The 24310-nt window shown below is 66.3% G+C and carries 22 protein-coding genes and 1 pseudogene; 6 read left to right on the forward strand and 17 right to left on the reverse strand.

Annotation, left to right across the window (positions count from 1 at the left end):
- Window positions 1-74: 74 nt before the first annotated feature.
- The 3 genes from BST28156_RS23395 to BST28156_RS23405 all read right to left on the reverse strand — a co-directional run bounded on the left by BST28156_RS23395 (window position 75) and on the right by BST28156_RS23405 (window position 3727).
- Window positions 75-968, reverse strand: coding sequence for a glutamate/aspartate ABC transporter substrate-binding protein (locus BST28156_RS23395; protein ID WP_060245064.1), 894 nt, complete (start codon window positions 966-968; stop codon window positions 75-77).
- A 241-nt stretch (window positions 969-1209) separates the two neighbouring features.
- Entirely contained in the window at window positions 1210-2496 is a 1287-nt protein-coding gene (locus BST28156_RS23400; protein WP_060244943.1) for a Glu/Leu/Phe/Val family dehydrogenase, read from the reverse strand.
- 277 nt (window positions 2497-2773) lie between these two features.
- On the reverse strand, window positions 2774-3727 hold the full coding sequence (locus BST28156_RS23405) for a LysR substrate-binding domain-containing protein (RefSeq protein WP_060244942.1): 954 nt from the start codon (window positions 3725-3727) through the stop codon (window positions 2774-2776).
- A gap of 236 nt (window positions 3728-3963) precedes the next feature.
- Here BST28156_RS23405 and purB point away from each other — a divergent pair, with 236 nt between their 5' ends.
- Window positions 3964-5352, forward strand: a complete 1389-nt coding sequence (purB, locus tag BST28156_RS23410) for an adenylosuccinate lyase (RefSeq protein WP_009687894.1) — start codon at window positions 3964-3966, stop codon at window positions 5350-5352.
- Between the two features lie 138 nt (window positions 5353-5490).
- Here purB and BST28156_RS23415 read toward each other — a convergent pair whose 3' ends face one another.
- A complete protein-coding gene (locus tag BST28156_RS23415; protein WP_174903462.1) occupies window positions 5491-6909 on the reverse strand; it encodes an NAD(P)/FAD-dependent oxidoreductase in 1419 nt (472 codons plus the stop codon).
- Window positions 6910-7186: 277 nt separating this feature from the next.
- On the opposite strand from BST28156_RS23415, the gene BST28156_RS23420 reads away from it, so the two are divergent.
- From BST28156_RS23420 to BST28156_RS23435, 4 genes are all read left to right on the forward strand, one after another.
- On the forward strand, window positions 7187-7843 hold the full coding sequence (locus BST28156_RS23420) for a TetR/AcrR family transcriptional regulator (protein ID WP_174903463.1): 657 nt from the start codon (window positions 7187-7189) through the stop codon (window positions 7841-7843).
- Window positions 7844-8199: 356 nt separating this feature from the next.
- Window positions 8200-8730 (forward strand): PAAR domain-containing protein, encoded by a 531-nt coding sequence (locus BST28156_RS23425; protein WP_174903464.1) that lies wholly within the window; start codon window positions 8200-8202, stop codon window positions 8728-8730.
- Complete coding sequence (locus BST28156_RS23430; protein WP_081074447.1) at window positions 8731-9276, forward strand: lipoprotein N-acyltransferase Lnb domain-containing protein; 546 nt, start codon at window positions 8731-8733, stop codon at window positions 9274-9276.
- Window positions 9257-9532, forward strand: a complete 276-nt coding sequence (locus BST28156_RS23435) for a hypothetical protein (RefSeq protein WP_059516741.1) — start codon at window positions 9257-9259, stop codon at window positions 9530-9532. Before BST28156_RS23430 ends, BST28156_RS23435 begins: the two co-directional genes overlap by 20 nt.
- Before the next feature lie 173 nt (window positions 9533-9705).
- Here BST28156_RS23435 and BST28156_RS23440 read toward each other — a convergent pair whose 3' ends face one another.
- From BST28156_RS23440 to edd, 4 genes are all read right to left on the reverse strand, one after another.
- A complete protein-coding gene (locus tag BST28156_RS23440) occupies window positions 9706-10209 on the reverse strand; it encodes a gluconokinase (protein ID WP_040126642.1) in 504 nt (167 codons plus the stop codon).
- A gap of 13 nt (window positions 10210-10222) precedes the next feature.
- Window positions 10223-11584, reverse strand: a complete 1362-nt coding sequence (locus tag BST28156_RS23445; RefSeq protein ID WP_009688053.1) for a GntP family permease — start codon at window positions 11582-11584, stop codon at window positions 10223-10225.
- Window positions 11585-11807: 223 nt separating this feature from the next.
- Window positions 11808-12434 (reverse strand): bifunctional 4-hydroxy-2-oxoglutarate aldolase/2-dehydro-3-deoxy-phosphogluconate aldolase, encoded by a 627-nt coding sequence (gene eda, locus BST28156_RS23450; RefSeq protein ID WP_174903465.1) that lies wholly within the window; start codon window positions 12432-12434, stop codon window positions 11808-11810.
- A gap of 26 nt (window positions 12435-12460) precedes the next feature.
- Window positions 12461-14317 carry a phosphogluconate dehydratase gene (gene edd, locus BST28156_RS23455; RefSeq protein WP_174903466.1) on the reverse strand — a complete coding sequence of 619 codons (1857 nt, stop codon included), beginning with the start codon at window positions 14315-14317 and terminating at the stop codon, window positions 12461-12463.
- 293 nt (window positions 14318-14610) lie between these two features.
- On the opposite strand from edd, the gene BST28156_RS23460 reads away from it, so the two are divergent.
- Window positions 14611-15459 carry a MurR/RpiR family transcriptional regulator gene (locus tag BST28156_RS23460; protein WP_009688050.1) on the forward strand — a complete coding sequence of 283 codons (849 nt, stop codon included), beginning with the start codon at window positions 14611-14613 and terminating at the stop codon, window positions 15457-15459.
- Window positions 15460-15561: 102 nt separating this feature from the next.
- Here the strand turns inward: BST28156_RS23460 and BST28156_RS23465 are convergent, their stop codons facing one another.
- From BST28156_RS23465 to BST28156_RS23505, 9 genes and pseudogenes are all read right to left on the reverse strand, one after another.
- Entirely contained in the window at window positions 15562-15984 is a 423-nt protein-coding gene (locus tag BST28156_RS23465; RefSeq protein WP_144397729.1) for a CopD family protein, read from the reverse strand.
- 36 nt (window positions 15985-16020) lie between these two features.
- On the reverse strand, window positions 16021-17292 hold the full coding sequence (locus BST28156_RS23470) for a glutamate-5-semialdehyde dehydrogenase (protein WP_174903469.1): 1272 nt from the start codon (window positions 17290-17292) through the stop codon (window positions 16021-16023).
- Between the two features lie 123 nt (window positions 17293-17415).
- Window positions 17416-18510 carry a DNA polymerase III subunit delta gene (holA, locus tag BST28156_RS23475; protein WP_060244936.1) on the reverse strand — a complete coding sequence of 365 codons (1095 nt, stop codon included), beginning with the start codon at window positions 18508-18510 and terminating at the stop codon, window positions 17416-17418.
- Between the two features lie 18 nt (window positions 18511-18528).
- Window positions 18529-19080, reverse strand: coding sequence for an LPS-assembly lipoprotein LptE (locus BST28156_RS23480; RefSeq protein WP_040128712.1), 552 nt, complete (start codon window positions 19078-19080; stop codon window positions 18529-18531).
- 38 nt (window positions 19081-19118) lie between these two features.
- Entirely contained in the window at window positions 19119-21713 is a 2595-nt protein-coding gene (gene leuS / locus BST28156_RS23485; protein ID WP_174903467.1) for a leucine--tRNA ligase, read from the reverse strand.
- A 284-nt stretch (window positions 21714-21997) separates the two neighbouring features.
- On the reverse strand, window positions 21998-22441 hold the full coding sequence (locus BST28156_RS23490) for an ExbD/TolR family protein (RefSeq protein WP_060244933.1): 444 nt from the start codon (window positions 22439-22441) through the stop codon (window positions 21998-22000).
- An 18-nt stretch (window positions 22442-22459) separates the two neighbouring features.
- On the reverse strand, window positions 22460-23128 hold the full coding sequence (locus tag BST28156_RS23495) for a MotA/TolQ/ExbB proton channel family protein (protein WP_060244930.1): 669 nt from the start codon (window positions 23126-23128) through the stop codon (window positions 22460-22462).
- A gap of 18 nt (window positions 23129-23146) precedes the next feature.
- The gene (gene dapB, locus BST28156_RS23500) at window positions 23147-23944 is read right to left on the reverse strand and encodes a 4-hydroxy-tetrahydrodipicolinate reductase (protein ID WP_060244928.1); all 798 of its coding nucleotides are present in this window, start codon (window positions 23942-23944) and stop codon (window positions 23147-23149) included.
- Between the two features lie 65 nt (window positions 23945-24009).
- A pseudogene (locus BST28156_RS23505) lies at window positions 24010-24310 on the reverse strand (outer membrane protein assembly factor BamE); the annotation flags it as partial.

Genomic DNA, 24310 nt, shown 5'->3' on the forward strand with positions numbered 1-24310 from the left:
CCAGCAAAAAGAAACGGAAGAAGCGTGGCCTCTTCCGTTTCGTCGGCATCAACTCTGCGTCAACGGACGCGCGGTCAGTCGAGCGCCTTGTCGTTCGGGTTCGCGAACAGCTTCTTCATCGAGTCCGACAGCGGGAAGTTCAGGTTCAGCCCCTTCGGCGGAATCGGGTTTTCGAACCACTTCGCGTAGATCTTCGCGGCTTCGCCCGACTTCTCGACCTGCGCGATCGCGTCGTCGACAACCTTCTTGAAGTCCGCATCGCCCTTGCGCATCATGCAGCCGTAGGCCTCTTCGGATTGCGGCGTGCCGACGATCACCCATTCGCCCGGCTGCTTGGCCTTCGCGCGCTCGCCCGCGAGCAGCGCGTCGTCCATCATGAACGCGACCGCGCGGCCCGATTCGAGCGTATTGAACGAATCGCCGTGATCCTTCGCGCTGATGATGTTCATGCCCATCTGCTTCTCGTTGTTCATCTTGCGCAGCAGACGCTCGGAGGTCGTGCCGGCCGTGGTCACGACCGTCTTGCCCTTCAGATCGCCGAAATCCTTGATGCCCGAATCCTTCTTCGTCATCAGGCGCGTGCCGATCACGAAGATCGTGTCGGAGAACGCGGCCTGCTGCTGGCGCTCGGCGTTGTTGGTGGTCGAGCCGCACTCGATGTCGACCGTGCCGTTCTGCACCAGCGGGATGCGGTTCTGCGACGTGATCGGAATGTTCTTCACCTGCAGGTTCGGCAGGTTCAGCTTCTTCTTCACCGCGTCGACGACCTTCATCTGGAATTCGCGCGAATAGCCGACGACCTGCTGGTTCTGGTCGTAGTAGGAGAACGGAATCGACGACTCGCGGTGGCCCAGCGCGATTACGCCCGTGTCCTTGATCTTCTTCAGCGTGCCCGTCTCCTGAGCCTGCGCGCCGCTTGCGAACGCGCAGAGCGCCGCGACCATCAGGACTGCCTTGTGGTATTTCATTTTGGTCATCTCCTTGGCTGAAACCCGCGCCAGTGTATCAAAGTAATATTTTTGAAAGTACTGGTTGTTTACCGCACTACGAATCGCCCGGTGCGCAGCCGTCCTCCCGGCTTCAGGCGCGTCGAATGCGCGCGCGGGCGGTGCCGGATCCGGCACCGCCCGCGCGGTTCATGCACGCAATCGGATGGATTGCGTCATCGCTTGATCGAAATCAACGGGCCGCGTACGACCGCGACGCCGATCAGGGGTACAGGCCGCGCATTTCGCGCGCCATCAGGATGCGCTTGCACGCGACGATGAACGCCGCGGTGCGCACCGACACCTTGTGCTCTTCCGCGACCGCCCACACGCCGGCGAACGCTTCGCGCATCACGCGCTCGAGGCGGTGGTTGATCTCGTCCTCGGTCCAGAAGAAGCTCGAGAAATCCTGCACCCATTCGAAATACGACACGGTCACGCCGCCCGCATTCGCGATCACGTCGGGGATCACGAGCACGCCGTTCGCGCTCAGGATGTCGTCGGCCGCCGTCGTGGTCGGGCCGTTCGCGCCTTCGACGATGATCTTCGTGCGGATCTTCGACGCGTTCTTCTCGGTGATCTGGTTTTCCAGTGCCGCCGGGATCAGGATGTCGGTCTCGACCGTCCAGAACTCGTCGTTCGGCATCGGTTCCGCGCCCTCGAAGCCCGCGACGCCGCCGGTGCGGCCCACGTGGTCGAGCAGCTTGTTCGCGTCGAGGCCGGCCGGCTGGTAGATCGTGCCGGTGTGATCCTGCACCGCGATCACCTTCGAGCCCGCTTCCTGGAACAGCTTCGCCGCGATGCCGCCGACGTTGCCGAAGCCCTGCACCGCGATGCGCGCGCCTTCGATCTCGAGGCCCTTCTTCTTCGCCGCTTCGCAGCCGACCACGAACACGCCGCGGCCGGTCGCTTCCTTGCGGCCGAGCGAACCGCCGAGCGAGATCGGCTTGCCGGTCACGACGCCGGTCGACGTCTGGCCCTGGTTCATCGAGAAGGTGTCCATCATCCACGCCATCACCTGTTCGTTGGTGTTGACGTCCGGCGCCGGAATGTCGGTGTTCGGGCCGATGATGATGCCGATTTCGCTGGTGTAGCGGCGCGTCACGCGCTCGAGCTCGCCGCGCGACAGCTTGCGCGGGTCGACGCGGATACCGCCCTTCGCGCCGCCGTACGGCACGTTCACGGCCGCGTTCTTCACCGACATCCATGCGGACAGCGCCATCACTTCCGACAGCGTCACGTCCTGGTGGTATCGCACGCCGCCCTTGCCCGGGCCGCGCGACACGTTGTGCTGCACGCGATAGCCCTCGAAGTGCGCGACGGTACCGTTGTCGAGCTCGATGGGCACGTCGACGATCAGGATGCGCTTCGGACGCTTCAGCGTTTCGAGCCAGCGCGACAGCGAACCGAGGTACGGCGCGACGCGATCGACCTGCTGAAGGTAGTTGCCCCACGGGCCGAGATCGTCGGCGTGCAGGTAGGACGGGATGGACTGCTGTTGCGAAGACATGGATGCTCCAACGTTCAACGGATTGCGCACATTGTCGAAAAACCCGTTTTTTTTATCCAATGCCGTTTGCTTATTCGATTATGCGTTTCTTGCATGATCGCGATTTTTCGCAAATCCGCGGTCGATTTGCGCAAGAACGGCCGCGATCGATCGTGCATCGCGGGCGCGAAAAACGGCGCGCGTCGTGCGCGCGCCGACCGCCGGACAGCCGGCTGACAGGCGCTGCAAGCTCGCCGTCAGCCGGCTCGCGATCGAGGGCCCGGTTAACCGCCGGCGGTTAACCCGCCGTTTCGCGCAGCTCGTCGCGCACCACCTCCCACAGCGCGCGCACAAGCTTCTGGCGCGGCTCGTCGCCCTGCAGCGCGAGCTTGTCGCAGTAGAGGCGGATCTCCATCGTCAGCGTGAACGGCTGCGCGCCGCCGCGCACCGCCCGGTCGAGGCGGATCAACCGGCCGCCGGCCACCGCATCCTCGACCGCGCTGTGCGGCAGGAACGCGACGCCGTGGCCCGCGAGCGCCATCGCCTTCAGCCCTTCGGCCATGTCGGTTTCGTATACGCGGTCGAGAAACAGCGGCGTCGGCGCATTCGCGACGATCACCTCGGTCATCCGGCCGAGATACGCGTTCGGCGTATACGACAGATACGGCACGCGCGCGTCGGCCGTGCCCGGCAGCGTGTAGCGCGGCCGCCCCGCGCGGCCGGGCGCCGAGAACGCGCTGATCGGCTCGCTGCCGAGGATCAGCATGTCGTAGCGCGCCGGGTCGAGCGCGACCGGATGGCTCGGATGGTGGTAGCCCATCACGAGGTCGCAGCCGCCCTCGACGAGCGACAGCACCGCGTCGTGCACGTTCAGCGCGCGCAGCCGCGTATGGACCTGGCCCATCTTCGCCTCGATGCGCTGCAGCCAGCGCGGGAAGTACGTGAGCGACAGCGTGTGCGGCACCGCGAACTCGATGGTCGGCACCGGCGCGCCGACGTGGCCGCGCAGTAGCGTGCGCGCCTCGTGCGCCTGCGACAGCATCGTCAGCGCCTGCTCGTAGAAGATCTGGCCGGCCTGCGTGAGCCGGGTCGGATAGACCGAACGATCGATCAGTTCGGTCGCGAGCCACGCCTCGAGCGCCTGGATGCGCCGCGAAAACGCCGGCTGCGACACGTGCCGCAGTTCGGCGGACCGGCTAAAGCTGCGCGTCTCCGCGAGCGAGACGAAGTCTTCCAGCCATTTCAGTTCCATACGGGGCGCGCGCGGCGGGCGGCGATCGGGGAGAAGCCGGCATTTTACCGGCGCGCGGACGCGGCCGGCGGCGCCGCGCACGGCCGCCGCGGCCGCGGTGCAAGGACACCCTCGGCGCGGCAAAGGCAGGCCGCGGCGCGCACCGGCCGCCCGCGCCAGGAATCGTCGCGCGCCGATGGTAAAATGCCGGATTCTCCTTCCCCCTCGCTCGACCCGGCCCCAAGGCCCGCCCGATCATGTCCGACACTCGTCCCGATACGCTTTTCGCCCTCACCGCGCTCTCGCCCATCGACGGCCGCTACGCCAGCAAGACCGAAGCGCTGCGCGACTGGCTCTCCGAAGCCGCCTTCATGCGCCACCGCGTCACCGTCGAGGTGCACTGGCTGATCGCGCTGTCGCGTGCCGGCTTCGCGGAAGTCCCGCGCTTCTCGGAAGCGTCCGAACAGTTCCTGCTGCAGCTCGCCGAGCGCTTCACCGCGCACGACGCCGCGCGCATCAAGGAAATCGAGCGCGTGACGAACCACGACGTGAAGGCCGTCGAATACTGGCTGAAGGAATCGGTGAAGGGCCAGGCCGAACTCGAGAAGGCCAGCGAGTTCATCCACTTCGCGTGCACGTCGGAAGACATCAACAACACGTCGCACGGGATGATGCTCGCCGGCGCGCGCGAGCACGTGATCGTGCCGGCGCTGCGCACGGTCCACCAGCGCCTCGTCGCGCTCGCGCATGCGCTCGCCGAGCAGCCGATGCTGTCGCGCACGCACGGCCAGCCGGCCAGCCCGACGACGCTCGGCAAGGAACTCGCGAACGTCGCCGCGCGCCTCGAACGCGCGATCGCGCGCATCGAGAAGGTCGAGATTCTCGGCAAGATGAACGGCGCGGTCGGCAACTTCAACGCGCACCTGTCCGCGTATCCGGAATTCGACTGGGAAGCGTTCTCGCGCGACGTGATCGAGAACCGCCTGAAGCTCACGTTCAACCCGTACACGATCCAGATCGAACCGCACGACTACATGGCCGAGCTGTTCGACGCGGTGGCCCGCGCGAACACGATCCTGCTCGACCTCGACCGCGACGTGTGGGGCTACATCTCGGTCGGCTACTTCAAGCAGAAGACGAAGGCCGGCGAAATCGGCTCGTCGACGATGCCGCACAAGGTCAACCCGATCGACTTCGAGAACTCGGAAGGCAACCTCGGCCTCGCGAACGCGACGCTGCGCCACCTCGCCGACAAGCTGCCGGTGTCGCGCTGGCAGCGCGACCTGACCGACTCGACCGTGCTGCGCAACATGGGCGTCGCGCTCGGCTACTCGCTGCTCGCGTACGACTCGCTGATCCGCGGCCTCGACAAGCTCGAGGTGAACCCGCAGCGCCTGAACGAAGACCTCGACAACTGCTGGGAAGTGCTCGCCGAGCCGGTGCAGACCGTGATGCGCCGCTACGGCATCGAGAACCCGTACGAGCAGTTGAAGGAGCTGACGCGCGGCAAGGGCATCACGCGCGAAGCGCTGCAGGAATTCGTCGGCACGCTCGCGATTCCGCAGGATGCGAAGGATCGCCTGCTCGCGATGACGCCCGCGTCGTATATCGGCAAGGCGGTCGAACTCGCGAAACGGATCGCGTAACGCGGTTTCGCGTCGCGCTCGCCGTGGCGGCGCTGCCGCCCGCTCCAAGCGCGCAAAAGCAAACGCCCGATGCATCGCATCGGGCGTTTTCGTTTCCGGCGCCAACGCTTGCGCGCCGGCCGCGCCGTACCGTCCGAATCAGAACGAGATCATCTTCCCCGGATTCAGCGCACTCATCACGCTCATCGCGGCCTTCGCGGCCGGAATCGCGATCGGCGACAACTGCCGGCCGAGCGGAATCTCGCGATGGTCGATGCCGGTCAGCATCGAGAAGTCGTCGTTGCGTCCGACGAAATCGTCGCAGATCGCCTTGCCGATCCGCACCGTCTGCGCGACGCCGTGCCCGCTCCAGCCCTGCACCATGTAGACCGGCACGCGGCCGTCCGTCTTGCGGCTGTCGGTCGCGCCGTTCAGCGTGAAGTCGCTGACGCCGCTCCAGCTGTAGTCGAGCGCGAAGCGGTCGTCGTATTGCGGAAACACCGTGTTCAGCCGCGTGAGCAGATACGCGTTCACGTCGGGCTGCGCCCAGCAGCTGCCGGTGCCCTGCCCGCCGAACAGCAGCCGGTTGCCGCGCACCGGCCGGTAGTAGTCGATCTGGAACTGCGTGTCGTACACCGGCATGCCGGCCGGCATCAGCGTCGCGACGTCGACGTCGAGCGGCGCCGTCACGCTCACGTACGTGAAGAACGGCACGGTCGTCGCCGCGCCGTCGTCGAGCAGGCGGAACGTCGTGTTGTGCAGCGCGAGCACGACGCCCTTGCGCGCGGTGATCGTGCCGCCCGGCGTCGTCGCGACGACGCCCGCCGGCGTCTCGTCGAGCTCCAGCACCTCGGTGCCCTCGTACAGCGCGCCGCCGTTCAGCCGGAAGCCGTGCACGAGGCCGCGCACCAGCGCGAGCGGATGGATCTGCCCGCCGATCGCGTCGACCGCCGCACCGTAATACAGCCCCGAGCGCACGTATTCGTCGTGCAGCTGATGCCTGCCGACCAGCGTCACGCCCGCGTCGCCGAGATGGCGGCGCGCATCCGCGCCGTCGAGCAGCGCGCTCATGTGGCCGGGATGGACGGCCGCCGTCACGTGGCCGCGCCGGCGATCGAGATCGAGCGCATAGCGCGCGCCGATCGCGTCGATCAGGTCCATCGACTCGGTCGACGCGAAGCGCCACAGCCGCTTCGCATCGTCGTGCGACAGGTGATCGATCATGTCGGCCGCTTCCCAGCGCGCGAGGCCGGGCGTGAGCTGGCCGCCGTTGCGGCCCGATGCGGCCGAGCCGACGTGGTGCTTGTCGACGAGGATCGTGTCGACGCCCGCTTCCGCGAGATGCAGCGCGGCCGACGCGCCGAGCAGCCCGGCGCCGATCACGAGCACGTCGCACACCGCGTCTTGCGCGAGCGGCGCGCTGTTCGCATGACGCGACAGCGACGCCTCGTACCAGTTGGCCGGACGCTCGCCGTCGTAACGGGCCGGATCGCACCAGTTCCAGTTGTCTTTTTCGATAGTCAGTTGCGTTTGCTCGAAACGCGATTCGCCCTGGATCAGGGGTTGTCGGGAGATCATGTTTGCACTTGCATGGTCTTGGGCCGCCTGTCGAAGAGCCGTTCTGGCTTCGCGGGTGGGGCAGCCGGTTCCACTTGGGTGTCAACGGAAGAAGGGGCGCGACGCGCCCGTGTTGACGGCGGGCACGCTCGTGCCGCCTGGATCCCGGACCGTGCGAGAAGCACGCATTGAAAGGTGCCGGGACACCCAATTTCTACACCGCAGAAATAATTCTACAGTGTAGAATATACTTTCGTCAAGCTTACGGTCGGTCCATCCCGGCCGCCGCGCCACCTCGATGAAAGACAAACCCGCCCAGGGCCCGCGCGGCCTCGACAAGGACGCGATCGTCGCCGCTGCGCTCGCGCTGCTCGAAGAAGTCGGCGAAGCCGCGTTCAGCGTGCGCAAGCTCGCGCAGTCGATCGGCTGCGACCCGATGAGCGTGCTGTACCACTTCAAGTCGAAGGAAGGCCTGAGCCGCGCGATCGCGAATGCGCTGTCGCGCTCGCTGGTGCCGGTCGATGCCACACTGCCGTGGCGCGAGCGGCTGCGCGACCTCGCGCGCCAGTACCGGTCGCTCGCGCTGGCCCGTCCGGTCGCGTTCGGCTTCCTGCAGCGCCACATGAGCACGGGGCCGGCCGATCTCGCGCACGTCGAGGCCGTGCATCGCGCGCTGGTCGATGCCGGGATCCCGCACGCGGCGCTGCCGACCGTGTGCGTCGGCTGGTATGCGAGCGTGATCGGGCTCGCCGCGGCCGAGGCAGGCGGGCTCACGCGGGCCGCGAACGACGTCGAGCTGGCGGAAATGGACGCGCTGTCCGATGCCGGGCATCCGCTCGTCAAGTCGGCCGCGCCGCTTTATGCGACGCTCGACCCGGCCGTGGTGCACGAGACGATGCTCGACGTGCTGCTCGACGGGATTGCGCGGCAGGCGGGGGGCGGTGAGGCGGGTTGAAGCGACTCGTCGCCGAGGTCTGGAGCAAGCTTCGTCCCGGAACTGCCACATCCACTCCAGATTAAACGCATCGAGAAATTTTGGCGGGATATTTTCAATACATCTTGAAAATATCCCGCCTTGGCTTTGAACCACTAAAAAGCACTAGCCTTCACATCTCGAAAAGCAACTTTGAGATTTCCTCCACACATCGTCAATGTCCCAACGCACCAACGACCGAACACGCATTCACGCTCCATAAATTTTGAACGCGCCACTTAACCTCATTCACAGTTCGCAACGTTCTCAGCATTGCATGCCAAGCACCTCAATAAATCCCATGGCAAACTTCACCCACAGATCAACGGGAGAGTTTCATGGAGAGATATTTTATTAGAATTGGAGATAAAACAACTTCTGGTGGCACGGTATTACAGGGAAAAGATTCATTCAAGCATCACGGCAAAGCGGTTGCCTATGCAGGCGCACAAGTATCTTGCCCTGCTTGCCAAACGGTGGGAACAATCGAAAACATTCCACCTTATCGAACTATGCTCTTGAATGGAAAGCAAATTGCACTGAGCGACGATCTATGCATCTGCAAATGCTCTCCAGCACCTCGCCTTCTTGCATCACAAAGCACTGGCTTTATGTCGCTTTCGGGTAGCACGATCACTAAAATTGAGCCCGGCGTAGAGAGAGGATCGTCCAGCGCGTCAACCGAGCCACCACGCCTCAACGATCGATTCAAACTATATGACCATGCAACAGGCAATCCCCTCGTAAACAAGGAATACGCGATTTTACGTTCGAACGGCACAGTTGAGCACGGCGTGACAGACCGCGACGGATGCACCCATCTTCTTTCGTCGACAACCGAATCCGAAACCGTGCACATCTATATTTAAATGGATACAATCATCTCCAGATCCGGCGCCTTACTAATCAAGGCCGCGATCAAAAACACCACCGTCGCTTCCGACTCCGATCCAAAGGAGCTCCTCGTTAATACGAAACATGAAACAGTCGAAATTATAATCAGCGATTCACGACTAATTTCGAGAGGATCACAGTTTGGTCACACCGCCATTATCGTCGATGGACGAGAATACGGACGAGCACCGGGCGGTTGGGACATAGATACAAAGGAGCGGTATCTGCGCCGACAACAAGTCAGCATGCAACGCGATTCATGGGGTTACACACTGAAGGTGACCGCTCAAGAAAAACAGAAGATTCTGGCCGCGATCAATCGGCGGATCGCCGCCAATGAACCATACTCTCTGTTCGGGAACAGTTGTTCTTCCAATATCGCCGAAGTACTTCAAGAAGCCGGAATACAAGCGCACGATCCTCGTTGGTCCTTTGGGGAAACCGTCTCCCCCGCCGACCTCATGACAGGATTGAAGCGCTCACGACGACTGGTTGCCGAACATGTCTATCCGAAGCAGTAGCGTCATTTCATTGCTGTCGATTCTGGTGATCGGCTGCTCGTCGCATCCCGACGAAACCTGGATCGCGCAGGATCGCATCCCGGTTTACGACAGCATCGACGGAAAAGTCGTCTTCTACCTTCAACCATCGGAACACTGCGAACCCGGAATGGACATGGCGGGCAAGGTCGACATGTACACCAAGGTCAGGTGCGACTCCGGCAGCGGATGGGTCACTGGCGGGAAATTCAGCAAGATTCCTCGCGCCGAAAGCTGATTTCGATACGAGTCGATACTTCGCGGCAAGCACGGCGCGCCCCCCCCCGCTCCATTCGAATCCGCAACCGAACGCATCCAAACGAAAAGAGCCGAGCCCCGTAAAAACAGGACTCGGCCCCTTGGCATCGGCGTATCACCCGGTTTCAGCGGGATCGACCTCCCGCCCCACCGTCACTGCTGCTGCGCGAACCCGATCTTCACCATCACCTGATCGACGATCTGTTCGGGCGTCAGCTCGATGCTGACCTCGATCGCTTCGTCCGGGCCCGGCTCCTCGAGCGTGTCGAGCTGGCTCTGCAGCAGCGACGGATCGAAGAAGTGGCCGGTGCGGTCCTTCAGGCGCTCGCGCAATACCTCGAACGAACCCTTCAGATACACGAACCGCACGTCGGTGTCGTTGCCGCGCAGCACGTCGCGATACGAGCGTTTCAGCGACGAGCACGTGAACACCGCCGTCTCGCCCGCGCGCTGCTTGGCCTCGATGGCCTCGCGAATCGCGCGCAGCCACGGCCAGCGGTCGTCGTCGGTCAGCGGAATGCCGTGGTGCATCTTTTCCTTGTTCGCCGCGCTGTGAAACGCGTCACCGTCGGTAAAGCTGCACGACAGGCGTTCCGCCAGCATCTCGCCGATTCGCGATTTGCCCGCGCCCGACACGCCCATTGCGATCAGAATCATTGACTACCCCTTGTTACAGAACCATGCTCAACGCCAGCGTGAAACCGAGGCCAAGCACCGAGATGATCGTTTCGAGCAACGACCACGTCTTGAACGTCTGGCCGACCGTCATCCCGAAATATTCCTTGATCAGCCAGAAACCGCCGTCGTTCACGTGCGAGAAAATCAGCGAGCCCGAGCCGGTGGCGAGCACCAACAGCTCCGGGCTGACCGCCGTGCCGGCCGCCGCCGCGATCGGCGCGACGATGCCGCAGGCCGTCGTCATCGCGACCGTCGCCGAACCCGTCGCGAGACGCATCAGCGCCGCGACGAACCAGCCGAGCAGCAGCGGCGACAGGTGCGCGTGCTTCGCGGTTTCGACGATCTGCTGCGAGATCCCGCTGTCGCGCAGGACGCCGCCGAAGCCGCCGCCCGCGCCGACGATCAGCGTGATCCCGGCGATCGGTGCCAGGCACTCGCCGCAGAACTTCTGGATCTGGTCGCGGTTGAAGCCCTGCAGCTTGCCGAACGTGAAGAAGCTCACCAGCACCGCGATCAGCAGCGCGACGTCCGAGTTGCCGGCAAAGCGCAGCAGGTTGTTCGGCAGCGATTTCGGCGCGAACACCAGGTCGGCCCAGCTGCCGACGAGCATCAGCACGACCGGCAGCAGGATCGTAAACAGCGTGATGCCGAAGCCCGGCAGTTCGCGCCGCTTGCCGTCCGCGTGCGTGTCGACGAACTGCGCGGCGAGCGGGTTGTTTTCCGGCAGCTTCACGAACTTCGAGATCGTCAGTGCGAACACCGGGCCCGCGATGATCGCGGTCGGCACGCCGACGATCAGGCCGAACGCGATCGTCTTGCCGATGTCGGCGCCGTATTGCTGGACGGCCAGCAGCGCGGCCGGGTGCGGCGGGATCAGCCCGTGCACGACGGACAGGCCGGCCACCATCGGCAGGCCGACGACGAGCAACGACTTGCCGGTGCGCTTCGCGACGTTGAACGCGATCGGGATCAGCAGCACGAAGCCGACTTCGAAGAACACCGGCAGGCCGACGATGATCGCGACGAACATCATCGCCCAGTGGATGTTCTTCTCACCGAACCAGTCGATCAGCGTGGTCGCGATCCGTTCGGCGCCGCCCGATTCGGCCATCATCTTGCCGAGCATCGTGCCGAGGCCGACGACGATCGCAATGTGGCCGAGCGTGCCGCCCGTGCCCGTCTCGAACGACTTGACGATCTTGTCCATCGGCATGCCGACGGCCAGGCCAAGACCCAGCGACACGATGATCAGCACCAGGAACGGGTAGATCTTGAAGCGCGCGATCATCAGGATCAGCGCGGCGATCGCGATCAGCGTGAATACGAGCAGCATGCTGCCTTGGACAGCCCCCATGTGGCACTCCTCCTTGGGATTATTCGAACCGGACGCGGATTGACGCGAGTATGCCCGGCTGCGCAGGTCTCCGAAACAGCGGGGGAACCCCTGCCGGTCGGGACGCTGAATTTTACTTATCTTTACGGCGCGCGGATAGAACCGGTTCCATCAGCAAAAACCCTCGGAAAACAAGCACTAAGCGCTCGTCTTCCGAGGGTGAAACTGCCGTTTCGTACAAGCCTTAGCGGGGCAGCTGGCTGGCCGCTTGCGCGAGACGCGTGACTTCGGCCCAGTCCTGCACGGCAAGCGCGGCTTTCGGCGTAAGCCACGAACCGCCGACGCACACGACGTTCGGCAGCTTCAGGAAATTCGGCGCGGTATCGGCCGAGATGCCGCCGGTCGGGCAGAACTTCAGCGTCGGGAACGGACCGTGGAACGCCTGCAGCATCGGCACGCCGCCGGCCTGCTGCGCGGGGAAGAACTTGACGATCTCGTAGCCGAAGTCGAGCGCCTGGATGATGTCGCTCGGCGTCATCACGCCCGGCAGCAGCGGCAGGCCCGCGTCGAGCGACGCGAGGTGCAGTTCCTTCGTCAGGCCCGGCGACACGCCGAACTTCGCGCCCGCGCGCTTGGCCTGTTCGCAGTGCTCGGGCTTCGTGATCGTGCCGACGCCGACGACGATGTCGTCCGCGAGCTGGCTCGCACGCTGGATCGCCTCTAGGCCGGCCGGCGTGCGCAGCGTGATCTCGAGCACCTTCACGCCGCCCGCGTGCAACGCGCGCGACACGTGTTCGCCCTGCTCGACCGAGTCGAATGCGAGCACCGGAATCACCGGGCCCAGCTTCACGATTTCGCCAATCGTCTTCATCGATGCTTCTCCTTGAACCTTTGAAATTACGCGGCGACGCGGGCGGCCGTCTCGCCGACCAGCGTCCCGAAAACCGATGCGCCCTGCTCGGCCGGTGCGGCCGCCGCGCGGAACACGCCGAACAGCTCGCGCCCGAACCCGACTTCGTTGTCGGCCTGATGCTGCGGCTGCGCGACCAGGCGCGCCGCCCATTGCGCGTCGTCGATCTCGATGTCGAGCACGCCGGCTTCCGCGTCGATCACGAGCGTGTCGCCGGTCTGCACCTTGCCGATCGGACCGGCCAGCAGCGCTTCCGGCGACACGTGGATCACGGCCGGCACCTTGCCCGACGCGCCCGACATGCGCCCGTCGGTGACGAGTGCGACGTGGAAGCCCTGATCCTGCAGCACGCCGAGCAGCGGCGTCAAACGGTGCAGTTCGGGCATCCCGTTCGCGCGCGCGCCCTGGAAGCGCACGACCGCGACGAAATCGCGCTTCAGCTCGCCGCGATCGAACGCCTCCTGCACGGCTTCCTGCGAATCGAACACGATCGCGGGCGCCGTCACCTTGCGGTGCTCGGGCGCGACCGCCGAAATCTTGATCACGCCGCGGCCGAGCCGGCCCTGCATCAGGCGCAGGCCGCCGTCCGGCTGGAACGGGTCGCGGATGCCGCGCAGCACCTTGGTGTCGTGGCTTTCGGCCGCGCCGTCGACCCACGTCAGCTTGCCGTCGAGCAGCTTCGGCTCCTTCGTGTAGTGCGACAGCCCCTTGCCGGCGACCGTCGTCACGTCTTCGTGCAGCAGCCCGCCTTCGAGCAGGTTGCGCACCAGGAACGCGACGCCGCCCGCGGCATGGAAATGGTTCACGTCCGCCTTGCCGTTCGGGTAGATCTTCGCGAGCAGCGGCACGACGGCCGACAGCTCGTCGAAGTCGTTCCAGTCGATCAGGATGCCGGCCGCGCGCGCGATCGCGACGAGGTGCAGCGTGTGGTTGGTCGATCCGCCCGTCGCGAGCAGCGCGACGATGCCGTTGACGATCGCCTTCTCGTCGACCACATGGCCGATCGGCGTGTACTGGCCGCGCTCGACCGTCAGGTCGAGCACGCGGCGCGCGGCTTCGGCCGTCAGCGCGGTGCGCAGCGGCGTATGCGGGTGGACGAACGCCGAGCCCGGCAGGTGCAGCCCCATCAGCTCCATCAGCATCTGGTTGCTGTTCGCGGTGCCGTAGAACGTGCAGGTGCCGTGGCCGTGATACGCGGCCGATTCGGCTTCGAGCAGCGCGTCGCGGCCGACCTGGCCGGTCGCGAACTGCTGGCGGATCTTCGCCTTGTCGTCGTTCGACAGGCCGCTCGTCATCGGGCCGGCCGGCACGAAGATCGTCGGCAGGTGGCCGAACTGCAGCGCGCCGATCAGCAGGCCCGGCACGATCTTGTCGCAGATGCCGAGGCACAGCGCCGCGTCGAACATGTTGTGCGTGAGCGCGATCGCGGTGCCCATCGCGATCGCCTCGCGCGAAAACAGCGACAGCTCCATCCCCGGATTGCCCTGCGTGACGCCGTCGCACATGGCCGGCACGCCGCCCGCGAATTGCGCGACGCCGCCGTTCTCGCGCGCGGCGGCCTTGATGATGTCGGGGAAATCCTTGTACGGCGCGTGCGCGGACAGCATCTCGTTATAGGAGGACACGATGCCGATGTTCGGCTCGCGGATCGCCTTGATCGCGAACTTGTCGCTGCCCTCGAGCCCCGCGAAACCGTGCGCGAGGTTCGCGCACGACAGCGCGCCGCGCGCCGGGAACTTGCCCTGCGCGCCGTCGATGCGCTGCAGATAGGCGGAACGGGTCGATTGGCTGCGGGCGATCACGCGTTCGGTGACCTTCGCCAGGGTGGGATGCAGCGACGTCATGCTGGGCGCTCCTGTATGCCGGCCGACGCCGGCGGTTGGAATCGTGGGGACGGTCGAGTGCGTCGACCGAACGAAGGCAGTCTAGTAGAAAAACTACAAGCACGCAATGCAGATCGAACCGGCCGCAACCCTCATTCCCGCCAGCATCAAGGCTATAACTAGTGAAAACCCTAATGAGCGTGACGACCGTCGCGAGGAAGATCGTCTATTCCCGCTAGTATTTTCATGTAGATTTTCTACAATTCGATTGCGATACACTCGCTCATCCGAACCCGATTTCCATCTGCCGTCCCATGCTGCCCCGCATCGAAGCGATCCGCGCCGAACTCCGCCCGTCCGAGCGCAAGCTTGCCGACTACATCCTCGCCGCGCCGCGCGAGGTGCTCGACCTCGCGATGACCGAACTGTCGACGCGCGCGGGCGTCAGCCAGCCGACCATCGCGCGCTTCTGCCAGGCGCTCGGCTGCAGCGGCTTTCGCGAATTCAAGATCCGGCTCGCGCAGAGCGTCGCGCCGGGCGTGTCGTCCGTGTATCGCGACGTCGAGCCCGACGAGCCCGCGCCCGGCATCATCGGCAAGGTGTTCGACCGCACGATCGGCGCGCTGATCGAAGTGCGCAACAGCCTGTCGGCGGGCAGCGTCGCCGAGGCGATCGCGCTGTTGTCGAATGCATCGCGCATCGAGTTCTACGGTGCGGGCGGCTCGGGCATCGCCGCGCAGGACATCCAGCACAAGTTCTTCCGGCTCGGCGTACCGAGCGTCGCGTATTCGGACCCGCATACGTTCTCGATGTCGGCCGCGCTGCTCGGGCCGCAGGACGTCGTCGTCGCGATCTCGAACACGGGCCGCACGCGCGACATCGTCGACGCCGCGCGCGCGGCGCTCGCATGCGGCGCGAAAGTCGTCGCGATCACGCACAGCCATTCGCCGCTCGCGAAGCTCGCGACGGTCAGCCTCGCATCGAACATCGCCGAGGAAACCGACGTGTTCTCGCCGATGACGTCGCGGATGTCGCATCTGGCGATCGGCGACATCCTGGCGGTCGGCGTCGCGCTGTCGCGCGGCCCCGCACTGATGGAGCGCGTCGGCCGCGCGAAGGAAGCGATCACGCGCCGCCGGATCGACGACGGCGCGAAGGACTAGCCGCCGCCGGCGTCGTATACGACAAACGGCGCCCCGAGGGACGCCGTTGCGCAATGACAGGCAAGCGGGCCGCGCCGCCGGCGGGTTCTCCAGCGCATTCGCTCAGAACGGCTTGATCACGACCAGCGCGACCGCGATCAGCATGCCGAGCACCGGCAGTTCGTTGAACACGCGATACCACTTGTCGGTGCGGCGGTTCTCGCCGCGCTCGAACACCTTCAGCAGATGCCCGCAGTACGCGTGGTAGATCACCAGCAGCAGCACGACCGTCACCTTCGCGTGGATCCAGCCCTGCCCCTGGCCAATGCCGATCACGAGCCACAGCCACAGCCCGCAGGCCAGCGCCGGCACCGCGATCATCGTCATGAAGCGGAACAGCTTGCGCGCCATCAGCAGCAGGCGCCGCACCGCAGCCGGATCGGTCTCCATCGCGAGGTTCACGTAGATGCGCGGCAGGTAGAACAGCCCCGCGAACCACGCGGCAATCAGAACGATATGGAACGTCTTGACCCAGAGCATTGCCATCGGTTGTGCGCCTCGTTTTGTGCTTTGTGTTCTACGTTACTGCCGGCCTTCGCCGTGCCCGAGCACCACGTACTTCAGCGACGTCAGCCCTTCGAGGCCGACCGGGCCGCGCGCGTGCAGCTTGTCGTTCGAAATGCCGATTTCCGCGCCGAGGCCGAATTCGAAGCCGTCCGCGAAGCGCGTCGACGCATTGACCATCACGCTCGCCGAATCGACTTCGCGCAGGAAACGCATCGCACGGTCGTAATCCTCGGTGACGATCGCATCGGTGTGGTGCGAGCCGTAATGGTTGATGTGTTCGATCGCCGCGTCGAGCCCGTCGACGACCTTGATCGCGAGCACCGGCGCGAGATACTCGGTGTGCCAGTCGTCCTCGGTCGCATCGACGAGCGGGCCGATGCCGGCTTCGGCAAGCACGGCGCGCGCGGCCGCGTCGACGCGCAGTTCGACCTGCTTGTCGCGATAGACCTTGCCGAGCAGCGGCAGCACCTTCGCCGCGATGCCGCTCGCGACGAGCAGCGTCTCCATCGTGTTGCAGGTGCCGTAGCGATGCGTCTTCGCGTTGTCGCAGACGGTCAGCGCCTTGTCGAGATCCGCGCGATCGTCGACGTACACGTGGCAGATGCCGTCGAGGTGCTTGATCATCGGCACGCGCGCCTCGTTGATCAGGCGCTCGATCAGGCTCTTGCCGCCGCGCGGCACGATCACGTCGACGTATTCGGTCATCGTGATCAGCTTGCCGACCGCCGCGCGGTCGGCGGTCTCGACGACTTGCACCGCATCCTGCGGCAGGCCGGCCGCGGCAAGTCCCTCGCCGATCAGCTTGGCGAGCGCGGTGTTCGATTCGAGCGCCTCGGAGCCGCCGCGCAGGATCGTCGCGTTGCCCGACTTCAGGCACAGCGCGGCCGCGTCGATCGTCACGTTGGGGCGCGATTCGTAGATGATGCCGATCACGCCGAGCGGCACGCGCATCTGGCCGACCTGGATCCCGCTCGGGCGGAACTTGAGATTGCCGATCTCGCCGATCGGATCGGCCAGCGACGCGACCTGGCGCAGCCCTTCGACCATCGTCTTCAGCGCCTTGTCCGACAGCGTCAGGCGATCGACGAACGCTGCATCGAGCCCCTTTTCGCGGGCGCGCGCGACGTCGCGCGCATTCGCATCCTTCAGCGCCTGCGCATCGCGTTCGATCGCGTGCGCCACGGCTTCGAGCGCCGCGTTCTTCGCGGCCGTGCTGGCGCGCGCCATCGCACGGGAAGCATGCCGGGCGCGGCGGCCCAGGTCGGTCATGTACTGATCGATATCCATCATGTGACTCGAGAAGCGAGCCGCGCTCGGCGGCGTGAATTCGTGGAGAAAGCGTGGGGCGGCCCCACTTTTCGAAGCATTGTATGCGGGTTGCCCGGCGCGCGCTGAAGGCCCGAACGGGACTTAACGCCGCACGCGACCCGCGGTCGGCGGTCGCTCGCCGTGGGCGCCCGCGACCGTCATCGCGAGCTGGAACAGCCCGTCCCACGGATCGGGCGGCGGCTCGTCCTGCGTGCGGCGGCCCGGCGTGACGGCCGTGAGGCCCTTCACCTGCCGGTCGAGCTTCGCGGCGAACGCGAGCGCCTTCTCGAGCACGGCTTCGGACACGCGGTTCAGCGCGGGGCCGATCAGCCGCTCGCGCGGGCCCCACACGCGGTTCTCGCGCAGCAGCGTCGCCAGCGGCTTGCCGGCGTTCGCGCCGCGCTTGATCCGCAGCAGCGTGCGCAGTTCCTCGACGACGGCCCACATCACGAGCACGATCGCCTCGCCCTCGCCCTTCAGCCCGTCGATCATCCGCGCGAGCCGCGCGGCGTCGCCGGCGAGCATCGCTTCGTTCAGCTTGAACACGTCGTAGCGTGCGACGTTCAGCACGGCGTCGTGCACCTGCTCGAACGACAGCGCGCCCTGCGGATAGAGCAGTCCGAGCTTCTGGATTTCCTGGTGCGCGGCGAGCAGGTTGCCCTCGACGCGCTCCGCGATGAACTGCAGCGCGCGCCGCCCGTCGTCGCCGGGCGCGACGCGCTGACCCTGCATCGCGAGCCGCTGGCCGATCCAGTTCGGCAGCTGCGCGCGGTCGACCGGATCGATCTTCAGCGCGACGCCGCCGTTCGACAGCGCGGTGAACCATGCGGACTTCTGCGTCGCCGCGTCGAGACGCGGCAGCGTGACGAGCATCAGCGCATCGGGATTCGGCGTGGCGGCAAGCGTCTTCAGCGCGTCGGCGCCTTCCTTGCCGGGCTTGCCCGACGGAATGCGCAGCTCGATCAGCTGGCGCTCGCCGAACAGCGACATCGCCTGCGTCGCGCCGAGCAGCACGCTCCAGTCGAAGCCGCGCTCGACCGTATGCACCGAACGCTCGGTGAAGCCGGCCGCGCGCGCGGCCGCGCGAATGCGGTCGCACGCTTCCTGCGCGAGCAGCGGCTCGTCGCCGTACACGGTGTAGAGCCCGGCCAACCCCTTCGCGAGGTGCGGCTCCAGTGCATCAAGTCGCAATTGCATCGGTGCGTGCGCCGAGGATCAAAGCGGCGGCGGCGGCAGCGGCGCGCGCGGCGCAACGCCCGGCACCACGTCCTCCGGCGCCGGCGTCAGCGAATGCACGATCGCGAGACGCCGCATCAGCTGGTCGACCGCGTCGTTCTGCATGTCGCCGTACAGGATGTCGGCTTCCTGCGCCTTCGCGTTCGTGTACTGGTCGCTGTACGTCATCGCGCGGTTCAGCGCGATCGCGCTCGGCGGGATCAGCACGGTGCCGTCCTTGCTCGTCAGCGTGTAGTTCAGCGTATAGAACAGCGCGTACTCCTGCGCGGAACCGTACTGGTTGAGCGTCAGCGTATTCTGGCCGCGCGACTCCCACATGCGCAGCACCGCGTCGGCGTCGTTCGGCGACTTGACGATCTTCGTGTCGCTGCCGGCCTCGACGAGCCGCGTCAGCCGCGCCGACACGGCCGCCGGCGCGCCCGCGATCAGCAGGCGCTTGAACGCGTAGTCCTGCTGGCCGCGCAACTGGAAACCGCATGCCGACAGCGCGACCGCGCTGCCGACGAGCATCAAAAACGATCTGCGGATCACCTTCGCTCCTTCTGTGTGCACCCGACGGCCGGCGGCCGTCAGACGACGATGTTCACGAGACGGCCCGGCACGACGACGATCTTCTTCGCCGGCTTGCCTTCGCCGAACTTCGCGAACGCGTCGTCGGCGAGCGCCGCGGCCTCGATGGCCTCGCGGCTCGCGTCCTTCGCGACCTTCAGCGCGCCGCGCACCTTGCCGTTCACCTGCAGCACGAGTTCGATCTCCGCCTGTTCGAGCGCGGCCTCGTCGACCTTCGGCCACGGCGCGTCGAGCAGCGGGCCGAATTCGTCCGCATAGCCGAGCGCCTTCCAGAGCTCGAACGTCACGTGCGGCACGACCGGATACAGCACGCGCAGCAGCACGCCGTACGTCTCGCGCAGCACGCCGGGCGTCGCGCCCTTCGCGCCGTCGATCGCGTTCAGCATCTTCATCGCGGCCGACACGACCGTGTTGTACTGCAGGCGCTGGTAGTCGAAATCGGCCTGCTTCAGCACGCTGTAGATCTCGCGGCGCAGCGCCTTGTCGGCTTCGCCGAGCGCGGCCGCGTCGAAGCCCGCGCGCGCGGCGAGGCCTTCGCGGTTCGCGTAGCCGAAGCTCCACACGCGGCGCAGGAAGCGGCTCGCGCCTTCGACGCCCGCGCCCGACCACTCGAGCTGCTGCTCGGGCGGCGCCGCGAACATCGTGAACAGGCGCGCGGTGTCCGCGCCGTACTGGTCGATCAGCACCTGCGGATCGACGCCGTTGTTCTTCGACTTCGACATCTTCTCGATGCCGCCGAGCACGACCGGCTGGCCGTCCGCGTTCAGCGTCGCGCCGACCGGGCGGCCCTTGTCGTCGTGCGTGACCGTCACGTCGGCCGGGTTGTACCAGGTCTTCTTGCCGGCCGCATCCTCGCGGTAGAACGTCTCGTTCAGCACCATCCCCTGCGTGAGCAGGTTCTTCGCCGGCTCGCTGAACTTCACGAGGCCGAGGTCGCGCATCACCTTGGTCCAGAAGCGCGAATACAGCAGGTGCAGGATCGCGTGCTCGATGCCGCCGATGTACTGGTCCATCGGCATCCAGTAGTCGGTGCGCGCGTCGACCATGGTCTCGGCGTCCGGCGCCGTGTAGCGCGAGAAGTACCACGACGAATCGACGAAGGTGTCCATCGTGTCGGTCTCGCGCTTCGCGGCCGCGCCGCACTTCGGGCACGTGCAGTTCAGGAACGCTTCGGACTTCGCGAGCGGGTTGCCCGAGCCGTCCGGCACGAGGTCTTCCGGCAGCACGACGGGCAGGTCCTGCTCGGGCACCGGCACGTCGCCGCACGACGGGCAGTGGATGATCGGAATCGGCGTGCCCCAGTAGCGCTGGCGGGAAATGCCCCAGTCGCGCAGGCGCCACGTGACCTGCTTGTCGCCGAAGCCGCCCGCCTTCAGGTCCGCCGCGACCGCGTCGACGGCCGCGCCGTACGCGAGGCCGTCGTACTTGCCGCTGTTCACGCAGACCGCGACGTCCTTGTCGCCGTACCACTCCTGCCACGCGTCGAGCGAGTAGGTCTGGCCTTCGGCCGCGATCACCTGCTTGATCGGCAGGCCGTATTTCTTCGCGAACGCGAAATCGCGCTCGTCGTGGCCCGGCACGCCCATCACCGCGCCTTCGCCGTAGCTCATCAGCACGTAGTTGCCGACCCACACCTCGACCGGCTCCCCCGTCAGCGGGTGCGTGACCGTGAAGCCCGTCGCGACGCCCTTCTTCTCCATCGTCGCCATGTCGGCTTCCGCGACGCCGCCGCGCTTGCATTCGTCGATGAACGCCTGCAGCTCCGGCTTGCCCTGCGCGAGGCGCGTGGCGAGCGGATGCTCGGCCGCGATCGCGCAGAACGTGACGCCCATGATCGTGTCGGCGCGCGTCGTGAACACGCGCAGCAGCTGCTTCTCGCCGTCGAGCTCGTACGGGAACCCGAAGTTCACGCCGAAGCTCTTGCCGATCCAGTTCTGCTGCATGATCTTCACGCGCTCGGGCCAGCCGAGGCCGTCGAGATCGTTCAGCAGTTCATCCGCGTACTGCGTGATGCGCAGGTAGTACATCGGGATCTCGCGCTTCTCGACCAGCGCGCCCGAGCGCCAGCCGCGGCCGTCGATCACCTGCTCGTTCGCGAGCACGGTCTGGTCGACCGGATCCCAGTTCACGGTGCCCGTCTTCTTGTACGCGATACCCTTCTCGAGCATCTTCAGGAACAGCCACTGGTTCCACTTGTAGTAATCGGGCTTGCAGGTCGCGATCTCGCGCGACCAGTCGATCGCGAGGCCCATCGACTGCATCTGGCCCTTCATGTAGTCGATGTTGTCGTAGGTCCACTTCGCGGGCGGCACGCCGTTGGCCATCGCGGCGTTCTCGGCCGGCATCCCGAACGCGTCCCAGCCCATCGGCATCAGCGTGTTGTAGCCGTTCATCCGCAGATAGCGGTACATCACGTCGTTGATCGTGTAGTTGCGCACGTGACCCATGTGCAGCTTGCCGGACGGGTAAGGCAGCATCGACACGCAGTAGAACTTCGGCTTGTTCGCGTCTTCCTGCGTCTTGTAGGCATCGGCTGCGCGCCAGTCGCCCTGGGCGGCGGCTTCGACGTCGGCGGGTACGTATCTCTCGTGCATGGTGTGGTTCGGACTAGGCTTTAAGCGGCGCGACGACGCGCGCGGAGTGGATCGAAAGTCGTGCTGGCCCGGCGGCCGGGCAGGTTCGCGGTGGCCGCGCCTGCCCACGGTTTCCGAAGATTTTCCGGGTAACCCGGGCCATGCCCGGGCAGCCTGGAAAATTCCGGGTTACCTGAAAAGATCCGCCAACCGGGAAAAACGGTGATTATACCGTCCGCGCCGGCCCATACGGCCGGTCTCGCGGCGGGCGCCGGATCGCGCGGCGCGCTGCCTGCCCGTTCCGCTCAGCGGCTCGCCGGTGCGGCAGCGCCCGCCGCCGGCATGTCGGTCACGAAGCCGATCCGCGTGAGGCCGGCCGCCTGCGCGTCGCCCATCACCTGCGCGATCACGTCGTAGCGCGTCGCGCGCGACGCGCGCAGCCGCAGCTCGGGCGGCGCGCCGCCCGCGGCGGCGGCACGGAAGCGCGCCGGCAGCGCGTCGAGCGCGACCGGCGTGTCGTCCCAGTACAGCTTGCCCGCGTCGTCGATCGACAGCGTGACGGACTGCGGCGTGTCGCGCGCGACGTTCGCCGCGACCTTCGGCAGGTCGAGCCGGATCGCGTGCGTCATCAGCGGCGCGGTGATGATGAAGATCACGAGCAGCACCAGCATCACGTCGATCAGCGGCGTCATGTTGATCTCCGCCATCGGCGCGGAAGTCTTGTGGTGCTCGAGTCCGCCGAATGCCATGGTCGCTCCTCCCGCGCGTCACGCGTCCTGCGCGCACACGAACACGTGCAGGTCGCGCGCGAAGCCGTCGAGTTCCTCGGCGAGCTGCCGCACGAGCCGCCCGAGGATGTTGTACGCAAGCACGGCCGGAATCGCGACGACGAGCCCGAACGCGGTCATGATCAGCGCCTCGCCGACCGGCCCCGCGACGTTCTCGATCTGCGCCTGCCCGCTTGCGGCGATGCTGCCGAGCGCATGGTAGATGCCCCACACGGTGCCGAGCAGCCCGACGAACGGCGCGGTGCTGCCGATCGACGCGAGCAGCACCTGGCCGAACTCGAGGCGCCGCTGCGAGCGCAGCATCGCGTGGCGCAGCGCGCGCAACACGCGCTCGGTACGTTCGACGCGCGCGCCCAGCGCGGCCGGATCGTGCGCGTCGGCCGCGTCGCGCGCGGCTTCGGCGAGCGGCACGAACACGCGCTCGCGATCGGCGCCGCTCAGCGCCGCGATGCCGGCATCGAGCGACGGCGCGTGCCAGAACGCCGCGAGCGCGCGCGGCCCCTGCCGCTTCGCGCGCACCAGCAGCCAGGCTTTCATCAGGAGGAAGCACCAGCTGGCGATGGACATCGCCAGCAGTACGTAGGCGACGGCGTGCGTAATCGCATCGCCGCTTTCGAGATAGTGGACTACGCCGGTGGGGATGGCCATCGGGGGTCCCTCATGGTGTCAGCGCAGGCCGAGCACGTCCTGCATGTCGAACAGGCCGGCACCGTGCGCCGACAGGAAATGAACTGCCCGCAGCGCACCCTGTGCATACGACACGCGGCTCGACGACTTGTGCGTGATCTCGATGCGCTCGCCGATCCCGGCGAACAGCACGGTATGGTCGCCGACGATGTCGCCGCCGCGCACCGCCGCGAAGCCGATCGTCGACGGATCGCGCTCGCCCGTCACGCCGTGGCGGCCGTACACCGCGCAGTCGTCGAGCGAGCGGCCGAGCGCGCCGGCGACGGCCTCGCCCATCATCAGCGCGGTGCCCGACGGCGCATCGACCTTGTGACGATGGTGCGCCTCGATGATCTCGATGTCGTAGCCGTGCGAGAAGTGCTTCGCCGCGAACTCGAGCAGCTTCAGCGTGACGTTCACGCCGACGCTCATGTTCGCCGCGAACACGATGCCGATCCTGCCGGCCGCCGCCTGCAGCACGGCCTTCTGCTCGGCGGTGAAGCCGGTCGTGCCGATCACGAGCTTCACGTCGTGGCGCAGCGCGGCCTCGACGTGCGCGAGCGTGCCTTCCGGGCGCGTGAAGTCGATCAGGTAGTCGGCCTGCGCGAACACCGCGTCGAGATCGTCGGTCAGCTTGATCCCGGTTTCCTTGCCGAGGAACGCGCCGGCGTCCTGGCCGAGAAACGGCGAACCGGCGCGGTCGAGCGCACCGACGAGCTGCGCGTCGGCATCGTTGAGAACGGCTTCGATCAGCATCCGGCCCATTCGGCCCGAGGCACCGGCAATCGCAATCTTCATGGCTTTCTACACGACAAATCTAAAGACGGGCGGCGCATGCCGCCCCGGTTCCGCACGCCGGCCGCTTACTGCGACTGGGCCGGCGCGGTGAGCGGCTGGTTCTGCAGCGTGTCCGAACCCTGCGGGCCGACCGGCGGCGCCGCTTCGTTCGACACGTTCGGCTGCGGCGGACGGTGGAACTGGAACTGCGGCTGGATCGCCGGCACCGCGCCCGGCGGCTGGCCGCCCGGCACCGGTGCGCCGCCGCCGGCCTGCGCGGACGGCGTGAAGCGGCGTGCGGTCGACCCCTGCCCCGATACCTGGTTGGTCGCGCGGTTCGCCGCGCGCGCCGCCTGCGCGTTCGCGTCCTGGTCGACCACCGCCGCG

The sequence above is a fragment of the Burkholderia pseudomultivorans genome (assembly GCF_902499075.1).
GTDB classification, from domain to species: Bacteria; Pseudomonadota; Gammaproteobacteria; order Burkholderiales; family Burkholderiaceae; genus Burkholderia; species Burkholderia pseudomultivorans.

Bases quoted from the DNA above. Each gene is read 5' to 3' on its own strand.
- BST28156_RS23430 (WP_081074447.1), top strand. From the start codon at position 8,731: ATGGATACAATCATCTCCAGATCCGGCGCCTTACTAATCAAGGCCGCG.
- BST28156_RS23445 (WP_009688053.1), bottom strand. From the start codon at position 11,584: ATGGGGGCTGTCCAAGGCAGCATGCTGCTCGTATTCACGCTGATCGCG.
- leuS (WP_174903467.1), bottom strand. From the start codon at position 21,713: ATGCACGAGAGATACGTACCCGCCGACGTCGAAGCCGCCGCCCAGGGC.
- BST28156_RS23460 (WP_009688050.1), top strand. From the start codon at position 14,611: ATGCTGCCCCGCATCGAAGCGATCCGCGCCGAACTCCGCCCGTCCGAG.
- BST28156_RS23440 (WP_040126642.1), bottom strand. From the start codon at position 10,209: ATGATTCTGATCGCAATGGGCGTGTCGGGCGCGGGCAAATCGCGAATC.
- eda (WP_174903465.1), bottom strand. From the start codon at position 12,434: ATGAAGACGATTGGCGAAATCGTGAAGCTGGGCCCGGTGATTCCGGTG.
- BST28156_RS23470 (WP_174903469.1), bottom strand. From the start codon at position 17,292: ATGGATATCGATCAGTACATGACCGACCTGGGCCGCCGCGCCCGGCAT.
- holA (WP_060244936.1), bottom strand. From the start codon at position 18,510: ATGCAATTGCGACTTGATGCACTGGAGCCGCACCTCGCGAAGGGGTTG.
- BST28156_RS23415 (WP_174903462.1), bottom strand. From the start codon at position 6,909: ATGATCTCCCGACAACCCCTGATCCAGGGCGAATCGCGTTTCGAGCAA.
- BST28156_RS23400 (WP_060244943.1), bottom strand. From the start codon at position 2,496: ATGTCTTCGCAACAGCAGTCCATCCCGTCCTACCTGCACGCCGACGAT.
- BST28156_RS23395 (WP_060245064.1), bottom strand. From the start codon at position 968: ATGAAATACCACAAGGCAGTCCTGATGGTCGCGGCGCTCTGCGCGTTC.
- BST28156_RS23495 (WP_060244930.1), bottom strand. From the start codon at position 23,128: ATGGCCATCCCCACCGGCGTAGTCCACTATCTCGAAAGCGGCGATGCG.
- BST28156_RS23405 (WP_060244942.1), bottom strand. From the start codon at position 3,727: ATGGAACTGAAATGGCTGGAAGACTTCGTCTCGCTCGCGGAGACGCGC.
- BST28156_RS23425 (WP_174903464.1), top strand. From the start codon at position 8,200: ATGGAGAGATATTTTATTAGAATTGGAGATAAAACAACTTCTGGTGGC.
- BST28156_RS23435 (WP_059516741.1), top strand. From the start codon at position 9,257: ATGTCTATCCGAAGCAGTAGCGTCATTTCATTGCTGTCGATTCTGGTG.
- dapB (WP_060244928.1), bottom strand. From the start codon at position 23,944: ATGAAGATTGCGATTGCCGGTGCCTCGGGCCGAATGGGCCGGATGCTG.
- BST28156_RS23490 (WP_060244933.1), bottom strand. From the start codon at position 22,441: ATGGCATTCGGCGGACTCGAGCACCACAAGACTTCCGCGCCGATGGCG.
- BST28156_RS23465 (WP_144397729.1), bottom strand. From the start codon at position 15,984: ATGGCAATGCTCTGGGTCAAGACGTTCCATATCGTTCTGATTGCCGCG.
- edd (WP_174903466.1), bottom strand. From the start codon at position 14,317: ATGACGTCGCTGCATCCCACCCTGGCGAAGGTCACCGAACGCGTGATC.
- purB (WP_009687894.1), top strand. From the start codon at position 3,964: ATGTCCGACACTCGTCCCGATACGCTTTTCGCCCTCACCGCGCTCTCG.
- BST28156_RS23420 (WP_174903463.1), top strand. From the start codon at position 7,187: ATGAAAGACAAACCCGCCCAGGGCCCGCGCGGCCTCGACAAGGACGCG.